General features: G+C 69.1%; 19 protein-coding genes. 14 read left to right on the forward strand and 5 right to left on the reverse strand.

The features are described from left to right. Positions 1–94: 94 nt before the first annotated feature. Positions 95–1396 (reverse strand): AI-2E family transporter, encoded by a 1302-nt coding sequence (locus ACHAA4_RS00110; RefSeq protein ID WP_435772180.1) that lies wholly within the window; start codon positions 1394–1396, stop codon positions 95–97. 146 nt (positions 1397–1542) lie between these two features. On the opposite strand from ACHAA4_RS00110, the gene ACHAA4_RS00115 reads away from it, so the two are divergent. From ACHAA4_RS00115 to ACHAA4_RS00140, 6 genes are all read left to right on the forward strand, one after another. Further along, complete coding sequence (locus tag ACHAA4_RS00115; protein ID WP_435772181.1) at positions 1543–3510, forward strand: hypothetical protein; 1968 nt, start codon at positions 1543–1545, stop codon at positions 3508–3510. Between the two features lie 67 nt (positions 3511–3577). Then, entirely contained in the window at positions 3578–4576 is a 999-nt protein-coding gene (locus ACHAA4_RS00120; RefSeq protein WP_435772182.1) for a co-chaperone YbbN, read from the forward strand. 89 nt (positions 4577–4665) lie between these two features. Next, complete coding sequence (locus ACHAA4_RS00125; RefSeq protein ID WP_435772183.1) at positions 4666–5451, forward strand: ABC transporter ATP-binding protein; 786 nt, start codon at positions 4666–4668, stop codon at positions 5449–5451. Then, positions 5436–7016: a transporter gene (locus ACHAA4_RS00130; RefSeq protein WP_435772184.1), complete on the forward strand. Its 1581-nt coding sequence runs from the start codon at positions 5436–5438 to the stop codon at positions 7014–7016. The genes ACHAA4_RS00125 and ACHAA4_RS00130 overlap by 16 nt, the downstream gene beginning before the upstream one ends. A gap of 177 nt (positions 7017–7193) precedes the next feature. Next, entirely contained in the window at positions 7194–7532 is a 339-nt protein-coding gene (locus ACHAA4_RS00135; protein WP_435772955.1) for a DUF3039 domain-containing protein, read from the forward strand. A 23-nt stretch (positions 7533–7555) separates the two neighbouring features. Beyond that, the gene (locus ACHAA4_RS00140) at positions 7556–9343 is read left to right on the forward strand and encodes a DEAD/DEAH box helicase (RefSeq protein WP_435772185.1); all 1788 of its coding nucleotides are present in this window, start codon (positions 7556–7558) and stop codon (positions 9341–9343) included. Between the two features lie 109 nt (positions 9344–9452). On the opposite strand, the gene ACHAA4_RS00145 is transcribed toward ACHAA4_RS00140, so the two are convergent. Together ACHAA4_RS00145 and ACHAA4_RS00150 are read right to left on the reverse strand one after the other, a co-directional pair. Beyond that, positions 9453–10097, reverse strand: a complete 645-nt coding sequence (locus tag ACHAA4_RS00145) for an isochorismatase family protein (protein ID WP_435772956.1) — start codon at positions 10095–10097, stop codon at positions 9453–9455. Positions 10098–10170: 73 nt separating this feature from the next. Continuing rightward, positions 10171–11151 carry an NAD(P)/FAD-dependent oxidoreductase gene (locus ACHAA4_RS00150; protein WP_435772186.1) on the reverse strand — a complete coding sequence of 327 codons (981 nt, stop codon included), beginning with the start codon at positions 11149–11151 and terminating at the stop codon, positions 10171–10173. A gap of 76 nt (positions 11152–11227) precedes the next feature. Between ACHAA4_RS00150 and ACHAA4_RS00155 the strand changes: the two genes are divergently transcribed. Next, positions 11228–11851 (forward strand): helix-turn-helix domain-containing protein, encoded by a 624-nt coding sequence (locus ACHAA4_RS00155; protein WP_435772187.1) that lies wholly within the window; start codon positions 11228–11230, stop codon positions 11849–11851. Here the strand turns inward: ACHAA4_RS00155 and ACHAA4_RS00160 are convergent. After that, the gene (locus ACHAA4_RS00160) at positions 11844–13103 is read right to left on the reverse strand and encodes a nicotinate phosphoribosyltransferase (protein ID WP_435772957.1); all 1260 of its coding nucleotides are present in this window, start codon (positions 13101–13103) and stop codon (positions 11844–11846) included. The genes ACHAA4_RS00155 and ACHAA4_RS00160 overlap by 8 nt on opposite strands. A 152-nt stretch (positions 13104–13255) precedes the next feature. Here ACHAA4_RS00160 and clpS point away from each other — a divergent pair, with 152 nt between their 5' ends. Genes clpS through ACHAA4_RS00195 form a run of 7 tightly spaced genes read left to right on the forward strand, consistent with a single transcriptional unit; the run spans position 13256 to position 18573 of the window. Then, positions 13256–13567 (forward strand): ATP-dependent Clp protease adapter ClpS, encoded by a 312-nt coding sequence (gene clpS / locus ACHAA4_RS00165; protein WP_435772188.1) that lies wholly within the window; start codon positions 13256–13258, stop codon positions 13565–13567. 3 nt (positions 13568–13570) lie between these two features. Continuing rightward, the gene (locus tag ACHAA4_RS00170; RefSeq protein ID WP_435772189.1) at positions 13571–14347 is read left to right on the forward strand and encodes a DUF2017 family protein; all 777 of its coding nucleotides are present in this window, start codon (positions 13571–13573) and stop codon (positions 14345–14347) included. Then, positions 14344–15240, forward strand: coding sequence for a glutamate racemase (murI, locus tag ACHAA4_RS00175; protein ID WP_435772190.1), 897 nt, complete (start codon positions 14344–14346; stop codon positions 15238–15240). The genes ACHAA4_RS00170 and murI overlap by 4 nt, the downstream gene beginning before the upstream one ends. Positions 15241–15258: 18 nt before the next feature. Next, the gene (locus ACHAA4_RS00180) at positions 15259–16092 is read left to right on the forward strand and encodes an MBL fold metallo-hydrolase (protein WP_435772191.1); all 834 of its coding nucleotides are present in this window, start codon (positions 15259–15261) and stop codon (positions 16090–16092) included. Beyond that, the gene (gene rph / locus ACHAA4_RS00185; protein ID WP_435772192.1) at positions 16089–16829 is read left to right on the forward strand and encodes a ribonuclease PH; all 741 of its coding nucleotides are present in this window, start codon (positions 16089–16091) and stop codon (positions 16827–16829) included. Before ACHAA4_RS00180 ends, rph begins: the two co-directional genes overlap by 4 nt. After that, positions 16826–17464 carry an RdgB/HAM1 family non-canonical purine NTP pyrophosphatase gene (rdgB, locus tag ACHAA4_RS00190; protein WP_435772193.1) on the forward strand — a complete coding sequence of 213 codons (639 nt, stop codon included), beginning with the start codon at positions 16826–16828 and terminating at the stop codon, positions 17462–17464. The genes rph and rdgB overlap by 4 nt, the downstream gene beginning before the upstream one ends. Next, positions 17461–18573, forward strand: coding sequence for a 3'-5' exonuclease (locus ACHAA4_RS00195; RefSeq protein WP_435772194.1), 1113 nt, complete (start codon positions 17461–17463; stop codon positions 18571–18573). The genes rdgB and ACHAA4_RS00195 overlap by 4 nt, the downstream gene beginning before the upstream one ends. Here ACHAA4_RS00195 and ACHAA4_RS00200 read toward each other — a convergent pair. Further along, on the reverse strand, positions 18557–19441 hold the full coding sequence (locus ACHAA4_RS00200) for an ADP-ribosylglycohydrolase family protein (RefSeq protein ID WP_435772195.1): 885 nt from the start codon (positions 19439–19441) through the stop codon (positions 18557–18559). The two genes, ACHAA4_RS00195 and ACHAA4_RS00200, sit on opposite strands and share 17 nt — an antisense overlap. Positions 19442–19478 lie beyond the last annotated feature (37 nt).

The raw sequence follows: 19478 nt of genomic DNA on the forward strand, positions 1-19478 counted from the left end.
CCGATGGCCTCGGAGTAGGCATTGCCTTGCCCCGGGTTGGGGCAGCCGATCTGACCTCCAGGTCGGAGCAGCCGGTCCGAGGCGCCGGGACTCGCTAGCGCGCGTCCTGGCGGCGGATCAGGACTTCGCGGGTCAGCAGCATCACCGCGGCGGCGGTGGGGATTGCCATGAGGGCGCCGAGGACGCCGAGCAGGGTGCCGCCCGCGATCACCGAGATGACGACGACGGCGGCGGGGATCCGCACCGCACGTGCCATGATGCGCGGTGAGACCAGATACGCCTCGACCTGCAGGTACACGAAGTAGATGGCGGCAAAGGTCACGGCGGTCTGCCAGTCCACGGTCAGCGCCACCAGCGTGACGATCGTGCCCCCGGTGACCGGTCCGACCAGCGGGATGAACGCCAGCACCCCGGCCACCACGGCGAAGAGCACACCGAAGGGCACGCCGGCGACGCTGATCGCGATGAACGCCACGAGTCCGTTGAGCACCGCCACACAGGCCTGACCGATCACATAGTGTCCGATCCCGTCGAGGATCCGGTCCCCGAGGTGCTGAACCCGATCCCGGGTCGAGCGCGGCGCCAACCGGTAGGCCCAGGCGGTCATCACCGGCAGCGAGGACAGGAAGTAGATGGCGAGCACGAAGACCACCAGCGCGCCCAGTCCGGTGGTGAGGATGGCGGTGCCGACCCCGAACAGTCCGCCGAGCGCATTGGTGATGTTCGTGGGATCGGAGATGAAGCGGTTGACCTCGGTGTCGATGATCTGCTGGATCTCGAAGTCGGATTCGATGCTCTGGAACCACTCCGAGCCGGAGATGTCGTTGACCAGCACCGGCAGTGAGCCCACAAAGGTCGACGTCTGCTCCGCGACCATCGGGGCCAGTGCGGCGATGAACGTCGCCACGACTCCGAGGAATGCGGTGATGGTGGCGGCCACTCCGGCAGGTCGGGGGAGCCCCGCCCGCTCGAGGCTGCGCACCACAGGGTCGAGACCGATGGCGATGAACAGGGCTGCCGCGATCCAGACCAGCAGCTGCGTGTTCGCCTGAGCCACATAGAACACCAGCAGCGCGAGTCCGACGCCCAGGGCCAGCATGAACCCGTTGTAGACCGGACGGCTTGCGTAGGAGGCGACCCTCTCGGTGTGTTCGGCGGACACCGGGGGAAGCCCGTACTCGTCGTACTCCGGCAGCGCGGCCGTGGATCTGCGTGCCCGGGCGGTGCGGATGCTGCGAACACCGCTGAAGACGCCGCTCCCCAAGGCGCGCAGGCGTCCGGGTGTCGATCCGGAGCTGAACCGGCGCCGACGGCCGGGGACAGGCGCGAGCTGCTCGTCCACGCCGGGCCCCTCGTCGAGGCCCTGCTCCTGAGGATGCTGCTCGGACTCTGTCACGGGGTCAGCTTAGCCACGCGCTGGTGGCTGGACACCATCCTCTCCCGGAGAGTCCTCCAGCGGACGCCCAGACTGTGATCTTATTGTTATCTTGGGTATCCTTGAGGGTTGAACCATCGCCTCCTCCGATCAAGGACATTCCACACGTGCGTTTTCCCGCTTCCATCATCGCTTTCATCCTGGGTCTGCTCATGGCGGGCATCGGAGTGGGACTGCTCACCGTCTGGGCCTCCGATGAGGTCCCGACCGCCCAGAGCGAGGAGGTTCAGGACGCTCCGCTGACCGTGATCAGCGATGAGATCGTCGATCCGGGCGCTGAGCGTGACGAGTTCACCATCAACGCTGAGGGCGAGTACACCATCGCCCTGGCACGGACCCAGGACATCGAAGCCTGGGTCGGCGACGCCGCGCACGTCACCATCGGAGCGGTGCAGGAGGGTGCAGATGACGCCCCGTCCACCATCGAGACGCAGTTCACCGAGGGGGAGGCCACGGTGCCCGACCCGAGCGGCTCCGACCTCTGGGCCGTCACCGAGACCATCGAAGGCGACCTGCGCTACCGCTGGAGCGCCCCCGACGACAGCGGCGAGTGGAGCCTGCTGATCTTCCGCGACGGCGAAGAGCCCGCCCCCAGCGCCGTCACCGTGGAGCTGCCGGAGGAAGAGGACAGCCCGCTCGGCACGGTTCTGATCGTGATCGGCTCGCTGCTGATCCTGGTGGCGATCTTCCTGCTCTACCGCGCGCTCGTGGCACGGCGCCGCGCAGGCGGGATCCAGCAAGGCGGTGTCCAGACCTCTGCCACCCACGATTCCACGCCGGTCGCTGCGACCGGAGTTACCACTGCCACCGGAGCCGCCGCCGCGTCCGGACCCACCGACACCACCGCCGAGGACGAGATGACCCAGACCGAAGGGCGGCCCGAGCGCGCCGACCGGCAGGATTCCCAGCACGACCGTGTAGACCGGCAGGACATCGACCCCGCCGACGAGGAGCTGACCGGGACGCTGGGTTCGATCTCCACCACCGAGAGCACCCGTGACGCGCAGGACCCTGATACCACCGAAGAGGGCCGCACCTGGCGGAGCCGCTCGGTGGCGACCGCAGCTGCTCTGGCGTTGGCCCTGAGCCCGGCCGTGCTCCTGGCCGACGCGGAGAACGCGGCAGAGGACCCGGCCGAGGACGAGTCCGCGCAGACCGAAGATGTGGAAGCCGAGGAGGTCGAAGCAGAAGAAGGTGAGGACGCCGGATACTCGGTGCTGCTGGAATCCCAGCTGCAGGGAATCGTCGATGACATCGCGGAGACCACCGCGGCCGCTGACGCTGAGTTCAACGCCGAGCTGCTGTCCCCGCGCGTCTCGGAAAATGCCGCTGAGGTTCGGGAGCTGACCTACCGCAACCATGAGATCGACGAGGACGTCACCCCTGACGCGATCGGCACCGAGATCCTCAGCGCCGCCGTGACCTCTGCCACCGACTTCCCCCGCCAGGCCGTGGTCATCACCCAGGACGCCGACGCCGAGATCCCGCAGGTGCTGGTCATCGAGCAGAAGTCCCCACGGGAGAACTACGAGCTCATCCAGGCCGTTCTGATGGTCCCCGGCACAGAGTTTCCGGCCATCGCCGCTGAGGACGGCGGGGCGGAGCCTGTCGACCCGGACAACGAGGACGCACGTTTCGCCGCGAATCACGCCATGGAGCGCGTGGCGGTGTACCTGAACAACCGCGAGTACTACTTCGGGATGAACGTCGAGGACAACGCCTATATCGAAGACCTGCAGGCGTACCAGGAAGAGCTCAGCGAGAGCGCCGAGGACCTCAGCATCTCCTACACGCGGCCCTCCATCGAAGAGGGCAGCACCGCGATGCGTCTTCCCGACGGCTCGGTGATCGCGGTGGGAAGCTTCGACTCCACCACCCAGCTGCGCCCTGAGGACGGCGCCTCGATCAACCTCTCCGGTGTGACCGCCGAGCTGGCCGGCACCGAGTCCATCACCGACGACGTGGACATCGTCAACCGGGAATCCATGATCCTGCACATCCCGGCGGAAGACGATGAGAAGGTCGTGGTGCTCGGAGTCCACGATATTGTGAACGAGGTCAACACACTCGACTGATCTCCACTCCCCGGAGATGGATCCGCAGAACCGTAACAATGGACGCCGACGTGCAAGGAGCGCTGCAGTGACAGATTCCGCCCAGGAACCCCAGCCCCGACGAGTCGACGCCAGGGGAGCGGTTGACCTCTCCGGCTTCGCCCCCGACGGAGCCGCAGCAGCCCCCGGCGCATCCGCACCGGCCGGCCAGGCGAGCGCAGCCCCGGCGGCTCAGCGCTCCGGCGCGCCAGGGCCAGCGGGCGCACCCAACAGCTGGGCCATTGCGGTGCAGCCGCAGCAGCTGCAGCAGGTTGTGGAACTCTCCGCCCAGGCCCCGGTGATCGTGCTCATCCATGGCGCCGATGCCGCCTCGGCGACCATGAGGTCCACCCTGGAGGACCTCGTCGACGCTCAGCAGGGCCGCCTGCTGCTCGCCGAGATCGACGCCTCCGCGCATCCGGAGCTCGCCCAGAGCGCCGACCAGGTCCCGGTCGCCACCGCGTTCATCGGCGGGCGCCCGGTCGGCGAGTTCGACGCCGCGGTGCCCACCGAACAGCTCTCCCAGCTCGTCACGCAGATGGTGCAGATGGCCACGCAGAACGGCATGACGCAGAAGCTCCCCGCGCAGTCCACCCGAGTCGTGGAGGGCCAGGAGCCCGCGGCCGAGCCGGAGCTCCCGCCGCTGCACCAGGAGGCGCTGGATGCACTGGAGAACAGCGACTACGCCGCCGCCGCGAAGGCCTACGAGCAGGCCATCAAGGAGAAGCCCGACGACGAGGATGCCAAGATCGGGCTGGCCCAGGTGAAGCTGCTCCAGCGGACCACCGGCGCCGATCTCGCGGCCGCCCGGCAGGCCGCGGCGGAGAACCCGGACGACGTCGGCGCGCAGATCGCCGTCGCGGACCTTGATGTCCTCGGAGGTCATGTGGAAGACGGCTTCTCCCGTCTGGTCCGCTTCATCCAGACCCATTTCGGCGACGACCGCGAGACAGCCCGCGCCCACCTGGTCGAGCTCTACTCGATCACCGGAGACACCGATCCCCGCGTCTCCGCCTCACGCAAGCAGCTCGCCCGCGCCCTCTTCTAGAGGGTCGGTCTGCGGTCCTGCCGGACGGCTCGGGAAAAGTCCTTCTCAGGGGTGAGGCGCCGCGGAGAAGGACTCGATAGTGTCGGGGCATGGACTCAGCCAGCGTGAACACGCCCGCCCTGATGCCGCCGGCCCTGAGGCTGCGCGGCCTGAACAAGCGATTCGGACAGGCTCCCGCGGTGCAGGACCTGGATCTGGAGGTGCCGCGCGGATCCTTCTATGGGTTCGTGGGCCCCAACGGTGCGGGCAAGACCACCACGCTGTCGATGGCCACGGGGTTGATGCGACCAGATGCCGGCACCGCCGAGGTCGTGGGCATCGACGTCTGGGCCCATCCGCGTGAGGCCAAACGCTCCATGGGAGTGCTCGCTGACGGGGTCCTGCTCTTCAACAAGCTCACCGGCGCCCAGCTGGTCACCTACGCCGGGCTGCTGCGCGGGATGGACCGGGAGACCGTCGAGTCCCGCACCGCGGACCTGCTCCGGGTCCTGGGTCTCGAGGAGGCTCAGGGGAAGCTCGTCCAGGACTACTCCGCGGGAATGACCAAGAAGATCGCGCTGGCCTCAGCGCTGGTGCATGCTCCCGAGCTTCTTGTGCTCGATGAGCCCTTCGAGGCCGTTGACCCGGTCTCCGCGCGCACCATCCGTGGCCTGCTGGAGTCCTACGTCGGTTCCGGCGGCACCGTGATCCTCTCCAGCCATGTCATGGATCTGGTCCAGCGGATGTGCTCCCATGTCGGGATCATCGCCGAGGGACGGCTGCTCGCCTCCGGCACCCTGGACGAGGTCCGCGGCGGGTCGGATCTGGAGACGCGCTTCGTCGAGCTGGTCGGGCTCGAGGGCGGAGATCAGGAGCTCGCATGGTTGCAACTCTGATTCGACTCAAGAAGGACCTCACCTTCAACGGCTTCAACCAGTCGGTCTGGCATATCCTGGGCACGATCTTCGCCGGTCTCTACGGGCTGGGCATCGTCGGGATGATCTTCTCCCTGCAGGTCATGGAGGGAGGGTCCGAGGTCATCGATGCGGAGTTCATCCGCACCGCCAGCGTGCTGATGGGTTCGGCGGTCTTTCTGCTCTGGCTGATCATCCCGGTATTCGTCTCCGGGGCGGATTCAGCGATGAACCCGCGCCAATTCATCACCTACGGCATCCCGCGTCGCGGACTCATCCTTGGCCTCACGCTGACCGGACTGATCTCGATCGGTGCGGTGCTCACGCTGATCTGGCTGATCGGACAGGTGCTGCACTGGCGCTGGGACGCTGCTGCCGCGGCGACGGCGGTGATCACGCTGCCGCTGATACTGATCACCTTCAGCCTGGTCTCCCAGGCGGTGACCACCATGATCAGTGCATGGCTCAGCGGTCGCCGGTCCCGTGACTTCCTGGCCATCGTGGCGCTGGGTCTGATGGTCCTGCTCTACCCGATCATGATCGGGCTGCAGAGCGCCTTCTCCTCCCTGGCAGACGCTGTGCCCACCGTGGTCGATATCCTTGCGCTCACCCCGCTGGGCGCGGGGGCCGCGCTGCCGGCCGACGCCGCGGCCGGTGACTGGGGCGTGTTCATACTCCGGCTGGGGATCCTGACGGGAACGGCGGCCCTCGCCGTCGTCGCCATCCGGGCCGCGCTGGTGAAGATCACCGAGCGGCCCACGGTGCAGAGCTCCTCGGCCTCCAAGGGCGCCCAGGGCCTGGGTCTGTTCGCTCGCTTTCCCGCCACTCCCTGGGGCGCGGTGGCTGCGCGGGCCAGCACCTACTGGCTCAAGGACAGCCGCTACGGCGGAACCCTCGTGCTGCTGCCGGCGTTCGTGGTCCTCGCGGTGGTCATGTACTCCCAGCTGGGTGCGCCGTGGGTGCTGCTCGCGCTGGGACCTGTCTTTGGCTGGATGCTGGGCTTCGCGATCTCCGCAGACATCTCCTACGACCATTCGGCCTTCGCACTGCACATCACCAGCGGCGTCTCCGGCACGGCTGACCGGGTCGGTCGGCTGGTCGGACTGCTGAGCTTCGGGCTGCCCATCACGGTGCTCAGTGCCCTGATTCCGGCGGTGATGTTCACCGGACCCGGCACCACCGCCGCCCTGGTGGGGGTGAGCGTGGGACTGTTGCTGAGCACGGCCGGCTTCTCCTGTCTGGTCTCGGCGCGCTTCACCTATCCCGTCCCCAAACCGGGAGACGGGCCGCTGAGCCAGCCCTCCGGCTCCACCGGACGGCTGATGATCGTCCAGCTCGGCACGCTGGTCGCCACCGTCATGCTGATGCTGCCGGAGGTGACATTGGTCATCATCTGGATGATCAGCGGAGAGTCCTGGCTGGGATGGACGCTTGGGATCGTCTCGGCGCTCAAGGGCCTGGGGCTGGTCTGGATCGGAGTCACGCTGGGGGCCCGAGTCTTCGAGCGCAGCCAGCCCGAACTCTTCCAGACCGTGAGCCAGTACTGAGACGGAGCTGGTGAGTCCTCGGCGCGGCCCGGCCGGGGCAGACACGAAGCCTGCACGGGGATGATGTGCTCGCCGAGGCTCGCTAGACTATGGACCATGATGGTCATCGAGAACGGACTCCAGCCCGCTGACGCCCGCTTCGGCACGCAGACCCCCGTCCAGGGCGGGCCTGCGCACATGCACACCGCTGATCCGGCCGCAGCGCCGGCGCCCGGCGGAGCGGCGACCATCGAACGCGAGCACCAGGAACAGCTCTCCGAGCCGGGTGACCACGAGCGCTTCGCCCACTACGTGAACAAGAACCGCATCATGGAGTCCGCCCTCGAGGGCGGCGCCGTGGTGGCCCTGTGCGGCAAGGTCTGGATCCCCTCGCGCGACCCCAAGAAGTTCCCGGTCTGCCCCGAGTGCAAAGAGATCTACGAAGAGATGATGGGTGGCGGCGACGGGGACGGCGACGGCAAGTCCGGCGGAGACTCCGGCGGCAAGCGCGGCTTCTTCGGCTTCGGCCGCAGCTGAACCTGCGCTGAGCCCAGAACACAGTGGAGCAGTCTGAGACGCTTTTCGACGTCGGCACCGACGTCGGCCGATCCCTCCCCCCGGTCTATCCGCATCGCGCCGCTCACGGCACCGCAGGCACACTGCGCCAATGGCAGCAGGAGGCGCTGGACCTCTACATCCAGAAGCGGCCCAAGGACTTCCTCGCCGTGGCGACCCCCGGCGCCGGCAAGACAACCTTCGCGCTGCGCGTGGCGAAGCTGCTGGTGGAATCGGGCGAGGTCAACCGGATTTACGTGGTCGCCCCCACCGAGCACCTGAAGCGGCAGTGGGCCGATGCCGCGGGGCGGGTGGGCCTTGCCCTGGACCCGAACTTCAAGAACTCCGACGGCCGCCACGGGCGCCAGTACCTCGGGGTCGTGGTGACCTACGCGCAGGTCGCGAACAAGCCTGCGCTGCACCGGAACAAGACCGAGGCCGCCCGCACCCTGGTGATCTTCGACGAGATCCATCACGCCGGTGATGCGCTGTCCTGGGGTGACGGCGTGCGTGAGGCCTTCGACCCCGCTGTGCGTCGGCTCGCGCTGACCGGCACCCCGTTCCGTTCAGACACCTCACCGATCCCGTTCGTGGAGTACGTGGAGGACGGCGCCGGGGTCCGCCGGTCCAAGGCCGACTACGCCTACAACTACGGTCCCGCGCTGAAGGACCGCGTGGTGCGCCCGGTGGTCTTCATGGCCTACTCCGGGAACATGCGCTGGCGGACCTCCGCTGGTGAGGAGATGGAGGCCCAGCTCGGAGCCGCCGCCACCAAAGACATCACCAATCACGCCTGGCGCACCGCGCTGAATCCAGAGGGGGAGTGGATCCCCTCGGTGCTGCGGGCCGCGCACCAGCGGCTGCTCAAGGTGCGCGACAAGATCGACGACGCCGGCGGACTGGTCATCGCGACCGACCATGAGGCCGCCCGCGCCTATGCCGCGCAGCTCGACGAGCTGACCGGACAGAAGACAACCGTGGTGCTCTCCGACGACAAGGGCGCCTCGAACCAGATCGAGAAATTCTCTTCAGACCCCTCCAAGCTGTGGATGGTCGCGGTCCGGATGGTCTCCGAGGGCGTCGACGTGCCCCGGCTCTGCGTGGGCGTCTATGCCACCTCCACCTCGACCCCGCTGTTCTTCGCCCAGGCCGTGGGCCGCTTCGTGCGGCTGCGCAAGAAGGCCGAGGTCGCCTCGGTCTTCCTGCCCTCGGTCCCGGTGCTGACCACGCTGGCCAATGAGATGGAGCAGGAGCGCGACCACGCCCTGGATGTCCCGCGTTCGGCGATCGAGAACGCAGAGGAGGGCCTCGATGATGAGCTGCTGGATGCGGCCAATCAGGAGGAGCGCGGTTCGGACCAGCTTGAGCGCGGGGAGTTCGCCGCGCTGCACTCCAACGCCTCCTTCGACAAGGTCCTCTTCGACGGTGCAGAGTTCGGCCTCGGCGGTGCCATGGGCTCCGAGGAGGAGCTGGATTTCCTCGGCATCCCCGGGCTGCTCGAGCCTGAGCAGGTCTCCACGCTGCTGCGCCAGCACCAGGCTGATCAGCTGCGCCGCAAGCCCGCCTCGGCAGAGCCGGCGGAGCCGGTGATCGACCACCGGCAGCTCAAGACCCTGCGGGCCACGCTGAACAAGTCGGTCTCGGCCTACGCGGCGAAGACCGGCATGCATCAGGGCAGCATCCACACCAAGCTCCGCGATGCCTGCGGGGGACCAGCCGTGGGTCAGGCCACGCAGGCGCAGCTCGAAGAGCGGCTGAAGAAGATCCAGATGTGGTTCGTCGGGCGCAAGTAGCTCACTCCGCTGACCGGCTGAGGCGCCGGAGGGGACGGTGTCGCGCCGAGCATCCAGGCGACAGGACTCCGGGGTCAGCGTTCAGGGGTCACCGCTCGGTCGTGAGCGCTCAGAGGTCTTCGAGGCTGACGACCTCGACGTCGGCGGCGTCGAACTCCTCGTAGGCCTCGTCGACCGAGTCCGTGCTGACCCCGACCGTGAGCTCACGGATGACGCGGACCCGGAAGTCGTTCTCCACGGCATCGAGCACGGTGGCCCGCACACAGTGATCGGTGGCTATGCCCACGATGGTCACGGCGTCGATGTCCTGGGCGCGCAGCCAGGTGTGGAGGTCTGCCGAGCCCTCGGCGATCGCCGCGGCAGGCCCGACCTTGGTGCCGTTCTCACCTTCGAGGCTGCCGACCTTCTCCGGGTCGCCCTCCAGACCTTCGAACCCGGAGTAGCCGTCGGAGTACAGGCCCTTGAGGAAGCGAGCATCCACGTGCTCGGTGTCGAGATTGGGGTGCAGCTCGGCGCCGGGGGTGCCCGCCACACAGTGCTCGGGCCAGCTCACCTTGAAGTCCGGGGTCGCGGAGAAGTGCGGCCCCGGGTCGATGTGCCAGTCCTGCGTGGTGAGGATCGCGTCGAACTCTGCGTAGCTGTCCTCGAGGAACTCACTGATCTCGCTCGCCACCTGCGCCCCGCCGGCGACCGCCAACGCGCCGCCCTCACAGAAGTCCTGCTGCACATCGACAATGATCAGCGCCTGGGCCACTACATCCTCCTGGTCGGAAAGCTCCGGGTGTGGGTGTGCGGCGCGAGGTCCTCGCAGCTGCACACCCACCACGTTACTGGTTCTTCCCGGCCTCGGCGAGGTCGAACTCCTCCATGACCAGGGCGCCGTTGGCGGCGGCTCCGGCGAAGCTTCCCATTCCCATGGCGGCCGGCACCGTCGCCATCGGAGACGCGATGTTTCCGGCCGCCCAGATCCGCTCGTGCGAGGTCTGACCCATCGCGTCCACCTTCAAGAAGCTGCCCACCATGGTGTCCTCGCGCTCGAGCCCGAGACCGCGCAGGTACCCGTCGCGCGGGATGAGGCTGCCGGCCGTGAAGATCGCGTCCACCTCGATGGTCCGCGAGTCCGCAAGGACGACGCCGGTCACCTGCCTTCCGTCCCCGAGCACCTCTGTGACCGGAGTCGGCTCCAGAACGACGCCGCGGGAGCGCAACCGCGCAGCCGTCTCTGCGGGCAGCTCGCCGGCACCGGCGTGCAGGTAGGTCAGCTTGTCGCTCCACTGGCGCAGCAGTTGCGCCTGGTGCAGCTGCATCGGACTGGTGGCCAGCACGGCCAGGCGCTGTCCACGGACCTCCCAGCCGTGGCAATAGGGACAGTGCAGCACGCTGCTGCCCCAATGCTCGGCCAGTCCCGGGATGGGCGGCAGCGCATCGGTCAGCCCCGAGGCCGCGATCACGGTGCGGGTGAAGAGCTGGACCCCAGAGTCCAGGGTGACCACGAGCTCGCGGGGTCCGGTCTTGTCGGTCGAGTCTGCGCGGGTGGACTCGCTGACTCGGTGCACCCCGGCGCTGAGGTGCTCGACGCCATAGCGCTGCGCCTCGGCACTCCCTCGGGCGACAAGCTCCGCGGGGGAGGCGCCGTCGTGTCCCAGGATGTTGTGCATCTGCGCGGCGAAGCGATTGCGGGGTTCCCCGGCGTCGAGGATCAGCGTCCTGCGCAGCGCCCTGCCCAGTGACTGGGCGGCGCTGAGCCCAGCGGCGCCTCCGCCGATGATGATGGCGTCGAAGAGTTCTGCTTCTGCTGTGGAGTTCATGGCTCCAGCATGCGCCGCTGGGGGCGCACGTGAAAGACATCTTGCCGAATTGGCAAGAAGTCGCGAGAATGCTCGTATGGAAGAACTCGACCAGCTGGGACTGCGCCTGCGATCAGCGCGCACCGCCCGCGGATGGACCCTCGACCGACTGGCCCGCGGCGCCGGGATCTCGCCGAGCACGCTGTCTCGGCTGGAGTCGGGCAAGCGTCAGGCGAGCCTGGAGCTCCTGCTGCCGATCACCCGCTGCCTGGGCATCACCGTGGATGAGCTGCTGGTGGCCTCGAGCCCGGATCCTCGCGTGCAGCGCGACGCCTGGGAGCGCAACGGGATGCTGGTGCAGCCGCTGTCGCCGGAGAGTTCTCCGGTGCACACCTACAGGATCAGGTATGTGCCGCGCCCCCCGATCACCGAACTGGGCAGCCACGACGGATACGAGTGGCTCTATGTGCTCTCCGGGCGCCTGCGGCTGCAGCTCGGCGAGGAGGAGATCCTGCTGCAGGCGGGGGAGGCCGCCGAGTTCGACACGCTGCGTCCGCACGGACTCAGCGCGGTCGGCCCGGAGGACGCCGAGGTGATCTGCATCCTCAACGAGGCCGCTGTGAACACCCACGCGGAGGATCACGCGGAGGCTCACGCAGCCGTCCACACAGCTGACCGCGCAGGCCGCGACGCCGCAGAATCCGGGCGGGAGATCAGCTGAAGATCGTGGGCAGCACCGGATCGCCGTCCTGCAGACGCTTGGCCGCCGGAGGAAGTTCGGCGAGCGAGGCGGCATGACGTCGGCGGGCATTGGCCACGCCAGCCTCGCCGACGTGTTCGGCCGCGACCACGCCCTCACGCACCAGCGGCACCATCAGCTCGCGGGTGCGCTGGCCGTGGGTCTGCGGCGCAGCCCCGACCCCGATCAGCTCGGCCACGGCCCGCCCGGACTGATCCAGGCTGCGCAGCGGGTGCTTCACCCCTCCGAGGCTGGACTTGCCCGGGGCGTTCTTCGCCACGGCGACGGTGGCGCCGTCGTCGTCGGTGCGCTGGACCAGCTTATAGACCATCGCCGCGGTGGGGGAGCCGCTGCCGGTGACCAGCTTCGTGCCCACCCCGTAGGAGTCCACCGGAGCCGACTGCAGCCGCGCGATGGCGTGCTCATCCAGATCCGAGGAGACGATGATCCTGGTGCCGGTGTTGCCCAGCGAATCCAGCAGCGCCCGCACCTCGCCGGCCTGCTCCACCAGGTCCCCGGAGTCCAGCCGGACCGCGCCCAGCTCAGGCCCGGCGATCGCGGCGGCTCGGCGGACGGCCGTCTCCACGTCGTAGGTGTCCACCAACAAGGTGGTGCCCGGCCCGAAAGCCCGGACCTGGGCTTCGAAGGCGTCTTCCTCCGAGTCGTGGAGCAGCGTGAAGGCGTGTGCGGCGGTGCCCAGGGTGGGCAGTCCCCAGCGGCGTCCCGCCTCCAGGTTCGAGGTCGCGGTGAAGCCGGCGACGGCGGCCGCCCGGGCCGAGGCGACAGCGCTGAACTCCTGGGTGCGGCGAGACCCCATCTCCACACAGGGCCGGTCCCCGGCCGCCACGGTCATCCGGGAGGCGGCGGAGGCGATCGCGGAGTCGTGGTTGAGCACCGAGAGCACATAGGTCTCCAGCAGGCAGGCCTCCGCGAAGCTCGCCTCCACCCGCAGCACCGGGGAGTCGGGCATGAAGATCTCTCCCTCGGCGTAGCCGTGGATGTCTCCGGAGAACCGGTAGTCCGCGAGGAACTCCAGCGTGGGCTCGTCCACGATCCCGCGAGAGCGCAGCCAGTCGATCTCGGCTGCGCCGAAGCCGAATGCGGCAAGGCCTTCGAGCATCCGACCGGTGCCGGCCACCACGCCGTAGCGGCGACCCGCGGGGAGGTGGCGTGTGAAGACCTCAAAGACGCAGCGCCGCCCGGCGGCTCCAGAGGCCAGCGCCGCCTGGACCATGGTGAGCTCGTACTGGTCGGTGAGCAGCGCGGTGGAGGGCACCGTCGACGGAGCGGCAGCGGCGTGCTCGGTCGGGGAAGCGATGGCGCGCGCAGCGTGGGGCTGGGCGGAGGCAGATTGAGGAGTCACAGCCCCAGCGTAGAATACGGAGCATGAGTTCAGCCGAAGGATCCACGCTCAGCCGTGAGGAGACTGACCTCGATTCCGAGTTCTCCCAGCTCCTCTCCGCTGCCCGCCCCTACCAGGTGGTCGTCTGGAATGACCCGGTCAATCTGATGACCTACGTGAGCTGGGTCTTCCGCAGCCACTTCGGTCATTCCAAGGCCCGGGCGGAGAAGCTGATGATGCAGGTGCACGAGGAGGGCCGCGCCGTGGTGGCCCACGGGCCGCGGGAGAAGGCCGAGCAGGACGTGACGGCGATGCACCAGTACGGGCTGCAGGCGACCCTGGAAGAGGCCGAGTAACCCGTGGCGACAGCTTTCCGCGCCACCACCAGGGGATACCGCGCCGACCTGGAACAGCATGAGCGTCGTCTGCTCAGCTCGCTCTGCGCCGACGTGATCAAGCTTCTCGAGAGCCGCGAAGACGACGCAGCGTTGAACGAGGCCGGGTCGGGCGACGCCGCTGAGGATCCTGCTTTCGCGCACTTCCGTGCCGAGCTCGCCGGGCTCGGCGGCGAGGAGCCGCTGGAGCCCCCCGAAGACGACGTGCTGCGGCGACTGCTGCCCGATGCCTCCACCGACTCGGAGGAAGCCGGTCATTTCCGTCGGCTCAGCGAGAATTCGCTGCGCGGCGCGAAGATCGCTGACCTGCGCACCGCTCGGATGCTGCTCGAGAGCACCCCGATCAGCATGGATGAGGATGTGGCCCCGGTCTTCGGCCGGGCGCTCAATGATCTGCGCCTGACCCTGGCGAGCAGGCTCGAGCTGAACAGCGCCGAGGACGCCGAGCGGGTGCACCAGCTCGCCGTCGGCCCGAGCGCGAAAGACACCGACTCCTTCATGGCGGAGATCTATACCTTCATCACCTGGCTGCAGGAGACCCTGTTCAGCGCCATGACCGAGTTCCTCCCCGAGCACGGCACCGCAGCCGACGGCGCTGATTCTCACGACGCTGATTCGGACGGCACGGATTCGGACGGCACGGATGCCGACGCAGCCTCCGACGGTCCAGGGTCCGGTGGTTCAGGGCCCGGTGCTGCAGGGCCCGACGAGAGTGGCGGTGCTGGGACATCGTCTCGATGAACGCCGCCGCTCCGGTCGGGATCTTCGACTCCGGGGTCGGCGGGCTCACCGTGGCCCGCGCCGTCCTGGACCAGCTGCCCGGGGAGCTGATCACCTACCTCGGTGACACCGCCAACGGCCCCTACGGGCCGCTGCCGATCGCCCGGGTCCGCGCCCATGCCCTGGGTGTCATGGACGAACTCGTCGACTCCGGCGTCAAGGCCCTGGTCATCGCGTGCAACTCCGCCTCCGCCGCCGTGCTGCGCGACGCCCGCGAACGCTACACCGACCGCCACGGCATCCCGGTCATCGAAGTCATCCAGCCCGCGGTGCGCCGCGCCGTCTCAGCCACCCGCACTGGTCGCATCGGCGTCATCGGCACCTCGGCGACCGTGAGCTCCGGCGCCTACGAGGACACCTTCGCCGCCGCGCCGGCCCTGCAGATCACCGCCGCCGCCTGTCCCCGGTTCGTCGAGTTCGTCGAACGCGGAGTCACCACCGGCGCGGAGCTGCTCGACGCCGCCGAGGAATATCTCGCTCCGCTCAAAGCCGCCGGCGTCGACACCCTTGTGCTCGGCTGCACGCACTACCCGCTGCTGACCGGCGTGATCTCCTTCGTGATGGGCGAGGAGGTCACGCTGGTCTCCTCCGCCGAGGAGACCGCCAAGGATCTCTACCGCGCGCTGACCCGCCAGGGCCTCCAGCGCCCGCCCGCCGCCGACCCAACCCTGGAGCCGGCGGGCCACACCTTCCTCTCCACCGGCGACGCCGCCGCGTTCGCGCAGCTCGCCCGGCGCTTCCTCGGCCCCGAGGTGCTCGCGGTGCGTCAGGTCGATCATGTGCGCGAGACCTATCCCACCGGCGTGATCCGACGCATCTCTCCCGCTATGCTGGCCGGAGCGCAGGATGACTGAAGGGGAGCAACGCACCATATGAAACTCACCATCATCGGGTGCAGCGGGTCCTTCCCCGGCCCGGAGTCCCCGGCGTCGTGCTATCTGCTGACCGCCCGATATCAGGGCCGGACCTGGCGCGTCGTCGTGGATCTGGGCAATGGCGCCCTGGGCAAGCTGCAGCAGCACCTGGCGCTGGAGGACATCGACGCCGTGTGCCTCTCCCACCTGCACCCGGACCACTACATGGACCTCTGTGGACTCCACGTGGCCATCCGCTGGCGGCCCGGCGGCTGGCCCGGCAAGCACGTGCCCGTCTACGGACCCTCCACCACCGACCAGCGGATCGCCAGCGCCTACGGGATGGACCCCAACCCGGGTATGCATCCGGACTTCGACTTCAAGACCTGGCAGCCGCGGCAGGCCGAGACCATTGGCCCGTTCACGATCACCCCGGTGCCGGTGCGCCACCCGATCGAGGAGGCCTACGCGCTGCGGATCGACATCGCCGCCGAAGCCTCGGCCGACGGTTCTGCGCACACGCTGACCTACTCCGGTGACACCGACGCCTGCGACGGACTCATCGAGGCCGCCCAGGGCGCCGACGTCTTCCTCTGTGAGGCCGCCTTCGAGGACGGCCGCGACGACCACATCGAGGGCGTGCACCTCAACGGGCACCGCGCCGGGGTCATGGCTCGATCCGCGGGCGTGGGGCGGCTGCTGCTGACCCACATCCCGGTATGGACCTCCCAGCGGGTCCTGCTCGCCAAGGCGCGAGAACAATACGCAGGCGACCTTGCGGTCGCCGTCGCCGGTGTCACCTATGAGATCGGCGCCAGCACGACCACCCACCACGGAGAGAGTGAGCAGTGACCACCACCACCCTGAGGACCGACGGACGCGCAGCCGATGAGCTGCGCCCGGTCACCATCACCCGGAACTGGAATGCCCACGCCGAAGGTTCGGCGCTGATCGAGTTCGGCGGCACCCGGGTGCTGTGCACCGCCTCCTTCGAATCCAACGTGCCGCGCTGGCTCAAGGGCCGGGGCGAAGGCTGGGTCACCGCCGAGTACGCGATGCTGCCCCGCGCCACGAACACCCGCTCCGGACGCGAATCCGTGAAGGGAAAGATCGGTGGGCGCACCCATGAGATCTCCCGGCTCATCGGCCGCTCGCTGCGGGCTGTCGTGGACACCAAGGCGCTGGGCGAGAACATGATCACCCTGGACTGCGACGTCCTCCAGGCCGACGGCGGAACCCGCACCGCCGCGATCACCGGGGCCTTCGTGGCGCTGACCGACGCCGTGGAATGGGCGCGCCAGCAGGGCCACGTCGCCAAGCGCGCAGAGGTGCTCAAGGACTCCGTCGCGGCGATCTCGGTCGGGGTGCTCCCGAACGGTGATGCCGTTCTGGACCTGCCCTACGCGGAGGACTCCACCGCCGGCACCGACATGAACGTCGTCGTCACCGGCGCCGGAGACTTCGTGGAGATCCAGGGCACCGCCGAGGGATCCCCGTTCAACCGCGCGGAGCTGGACCGACTGCTCGACCTCGCCCTGGGCGGGACCAACCAGCTGGCGCAGCTGCAGCGGGAGGCGCTGGGCCAGTGACCCCGAGGATCGTTCTGGCCACCCGCAATCCGGGCAAGCTCCGCGAATTCCGCGCCCTGCTCGGCTCCAGCCCGGAGCTGCGCGAGCTCGATCTTCAGGCCGCGGTGATCGACGCGGCCACGGCCGGCTGCGCCGAGATCCCCGAGACGGGCCTCACCTTCGAGGAGAACGCGCTGATCAAGGCGCGGGCCGTGGCCGCTGAGACCGGGCTGCCCGCCGTCGCCGACGACTCCGGGCTCGCCGTGGATGTCCTCGGCGGAGCTCCGGGCATCTTCTCGGCCCGCTGGGCCGGCGCCCTGGCCTCCGACGAGGCGAACCTGGCGCTGCTGCTGGAGCAGCTCTCCGACATCGCTCCGGCTCACCGGGGCGCGGCCTTCGTCTGTGTGGCGTCCCTGGTGATCCCCGACGCCGACGGCCGATCGATCCGTGAGGTCACCACCACCGGACGCCTTGAAGGCACGCTGCTGCGCGATCCGCAGGGGCTCGGCGGCTTCGGCTACGACCCGATCCTGCAGCCCGTGGGGGAGACCCGCAGCACCGCGGAGCTCTCGATGCAGGAGAAGAACGCGATCTCCCACCGTGGCCAGGCGTTCGCCGCCCTGCGCCGGCACGTCGTGGAGGCGCTGAGGACGTGAGGGGCCTGAACTTCACAGCCGTGGACTTCGAGACCGCCAACGGGTTCCGCGGCTCGCCCTGCGCCATCGGGCTGGTCAAGGTCCGCGACGGCGAAGAGGTCGACACCTACTACTCGGCGATGCGGCCCCCGGAGGGCTTCGACCGTTTCGACCCGCACAACGTCGCCATCCATGGGATCACCGCCGAGGCGGTGGCCCAGGCGCCGCGCTTCGGGGAGCTCTTCGCGGAGATCCACCGCTTCATCGGCAACGACGTGCTCGTGGCGCACAACGCCGGCTTCGACATCGAAGTCTTCGAAGCCGCGCTGGAGGTCAGCGGGCTGGATTCCCCGGGGCTGAGCTGCCTGTGCTCGGTGCGACTCTCCCGAGCGAACTATCAGCTTCCCTCGCACGCGCTGCCCAAGGCTGCCGCTGAGGCCGGCTATCACCTCACCCAGCATCACTACGCGCTGGACGATGCCCGCGCCTCAGCCGCAGTGGTCTGCGACATCGCCGCCCGACGCGCCGTCGGGCCCACCCAGCGACTGTTCCAGGAGAGCGGCATCGCCCCGCGCACCATGGAGTCCTGGCAGGCCCCGCGGACCCGGGAGTCGCGGGCGACCCGCCAGGTGCGCACCATGGCGCACCTCTTCGACGCCCGGCTTCCCGCGCCGCAGCCGCGGCACATGCCGGATCTGATGCGCTGGCAGGACGAGGGCAAGAACCTTCCCCCGTCGTCCGTGGCCGACCCTTCCCATCCGCTCTTCGCCCAGCAGCTTGCCTTCACCGGAAATCTCTCGATCCCGCGCGCCGAGGCCAAGGAGCTGGTCGCGGCCCTGGGCGCCGGCACCGCCTCCCGGGTCACGGCAGGCACCACGCTGCTGGTGGTCGGGGACGGATTCGAGCCCTGGGAACTGCGCGATCCGGAAGACTCCTTCCCGCTGCGCAGCAGCAAGGCGCGCGACGCGCTGCGTCGGCAGCGCGAGGGTCAGCCGCTCACGATCATCGCCGAGGAGGAGTTCCGCGCCCTGCTCGGGTCCCGCTGGCCGATCAGCGGACCGCCCGCAGCTGGCCCGACAGAGGCCGCCGTACCCACGGAGGCGGGGCTGCCGCTCAGCGCGCGCGGGTGACCTCTTCCCAGTCCTGGGCCAGCGCGCCGATCACGCCATAGACATGCTGGCTCTCGCGCTCGGAGTCAGCCTGGAGGAGGCGCGAGTATGCGGGCAGGGGAGCCGGCGCCGCTCCCGCCGCGGCACGCAGCTGCCGGTCCAGGATGGCGGCGACGTCGTCGTCGAGTCCTGCGGTGATCTTCTCCTTCTGCGCGAGCGCCGCCTCGGGCAGCGCATCTGAGGGGGCACCGCTGGCGAGCAGGTTCACGAGGTCAGCGAGGTCCTCGGCCTTCTGGCTCAGGTCCGGATGCCCATGCGTGAGCGCCAGCGTCTGGCGGGCCCAGGCTCGCCGCATCGTGGCGTCGATGTAGGGGGCCAGACCCACCGGGACGGCGCGGAGCAGCGCCGCGGCATCGGTAGACTCTGGCTGTGCCGGGGCGCTGGGATAAGACATCTGGCCCTGGCTGAGTCCGCGCAGACTGGTCGTCCCGGAACCCTGCTGCACCGTGAGCCGGCCGCGGCTGCTGAGCCGCTGCAGCTGCGCATCGAGTCGACGGGCCGGCGGCTGCGGCGCATTCTCCGGGTAGGACCCGGTGATGAGTCGATACCAGCGCAGCGAGCCGAGCCACATGCAGGCCAGCGGGTCGGCCCCGAGGCCCTGGCGGCTCCAGTCCAGGAGCTCCAGCAGACCGTCGGCGGTGCAGAGCTGGTGCAGGACCTCGGCGTGCAGGACCACAGTCTCCGCTTGGGCTGCCGGGTCCGTCGGGTCTGCCGGGTCCGCCGAGGCGGTCGGGCCTTTCGGGGCGGTCGGGCCGCTCGGGGTCGAGGGTTCCACGGCGGCGGCCAGCACCGGGCCGAAGCGACTGATCAGTATCTCGGCGGTTTCCACCCCTTCAGAATAGTCTCCTGCGGGGTGGTGCTCCGGC

It is taken from the genome of Nesterenkonia maliinae (assembly GCF_051262655.1).
GTDB lineage: Bacteria > Actinomycetota > Actinomycetes > Actinomycetales > Micrococcaceae > Nesterenkonia.

Bases quoted from the DNA above. Each gene is read 5' to 3' on its own strand.
- ACHAA4_RS00125 (WP_435772183.1), top strand. From the start codon at position 4,666: ATGGACTCAGCCAGCGTGAACACGCCCGCCCTGATGCCGCCGGCCCTG.
- ACHAA4_RS00130 (WP_435772184.1), top strand. From the start codon at position 5,436: ATGGTTGCAACTCTGATTCGACTCAAGAAGGACCTCACCTTCAACGGC.
- ACHAA4_RS00135 (WP_435772955.1), top strand. From the start codon at position 7,194: ATGCACACCGCTGATCCGGCCGCAGCGCCGGCGCCCGGCGGAGCGGCG.
- ACHAA4_RS00150 (WP_435772186.1), bottom strand. From the start codon at position 11,151: ATGAACTCCACAGCAGAAGCAGAACTCTTCGACGCCATCATCATCGGC.
- ACHAA4_RS00155 (WP_435772187.1), top strand. From the start codon at position 11,228: ATGGAAGAACTCGACCAGCTGGGACTGCGCCTGCGATCAGCGCGCACC.
- ACHAA4_RS00160 (WP_435772957.1), bottom strand. From the start codon at position 13,103: ATGGTCCAGGCGGCGCTGGCCTCTGGAGCCGCCGGGCGGCGCTGCGTC.
- clpS (WP_435772188.1), top strand. From the start codon at position 13,256: ATGAGTTCAGCCGAAGGATCCACGCTCAGCCGTGAGGAGACTGACCTC.
- murI (WP_435772190.1), top strand. From the start codon at position 14,344: ATGAACGCCGCCGCTCCGGTCGGGATCTTCGACTCCGGGGTCGGCGGG.
- ACHAA4_RS00180 (WP_435772191.1), top strand. From the start codon at position 15,259: ATGAAACTCACCATCATCGGGTGCAGCGGGTCCTTCCCCGGCCCGGAG.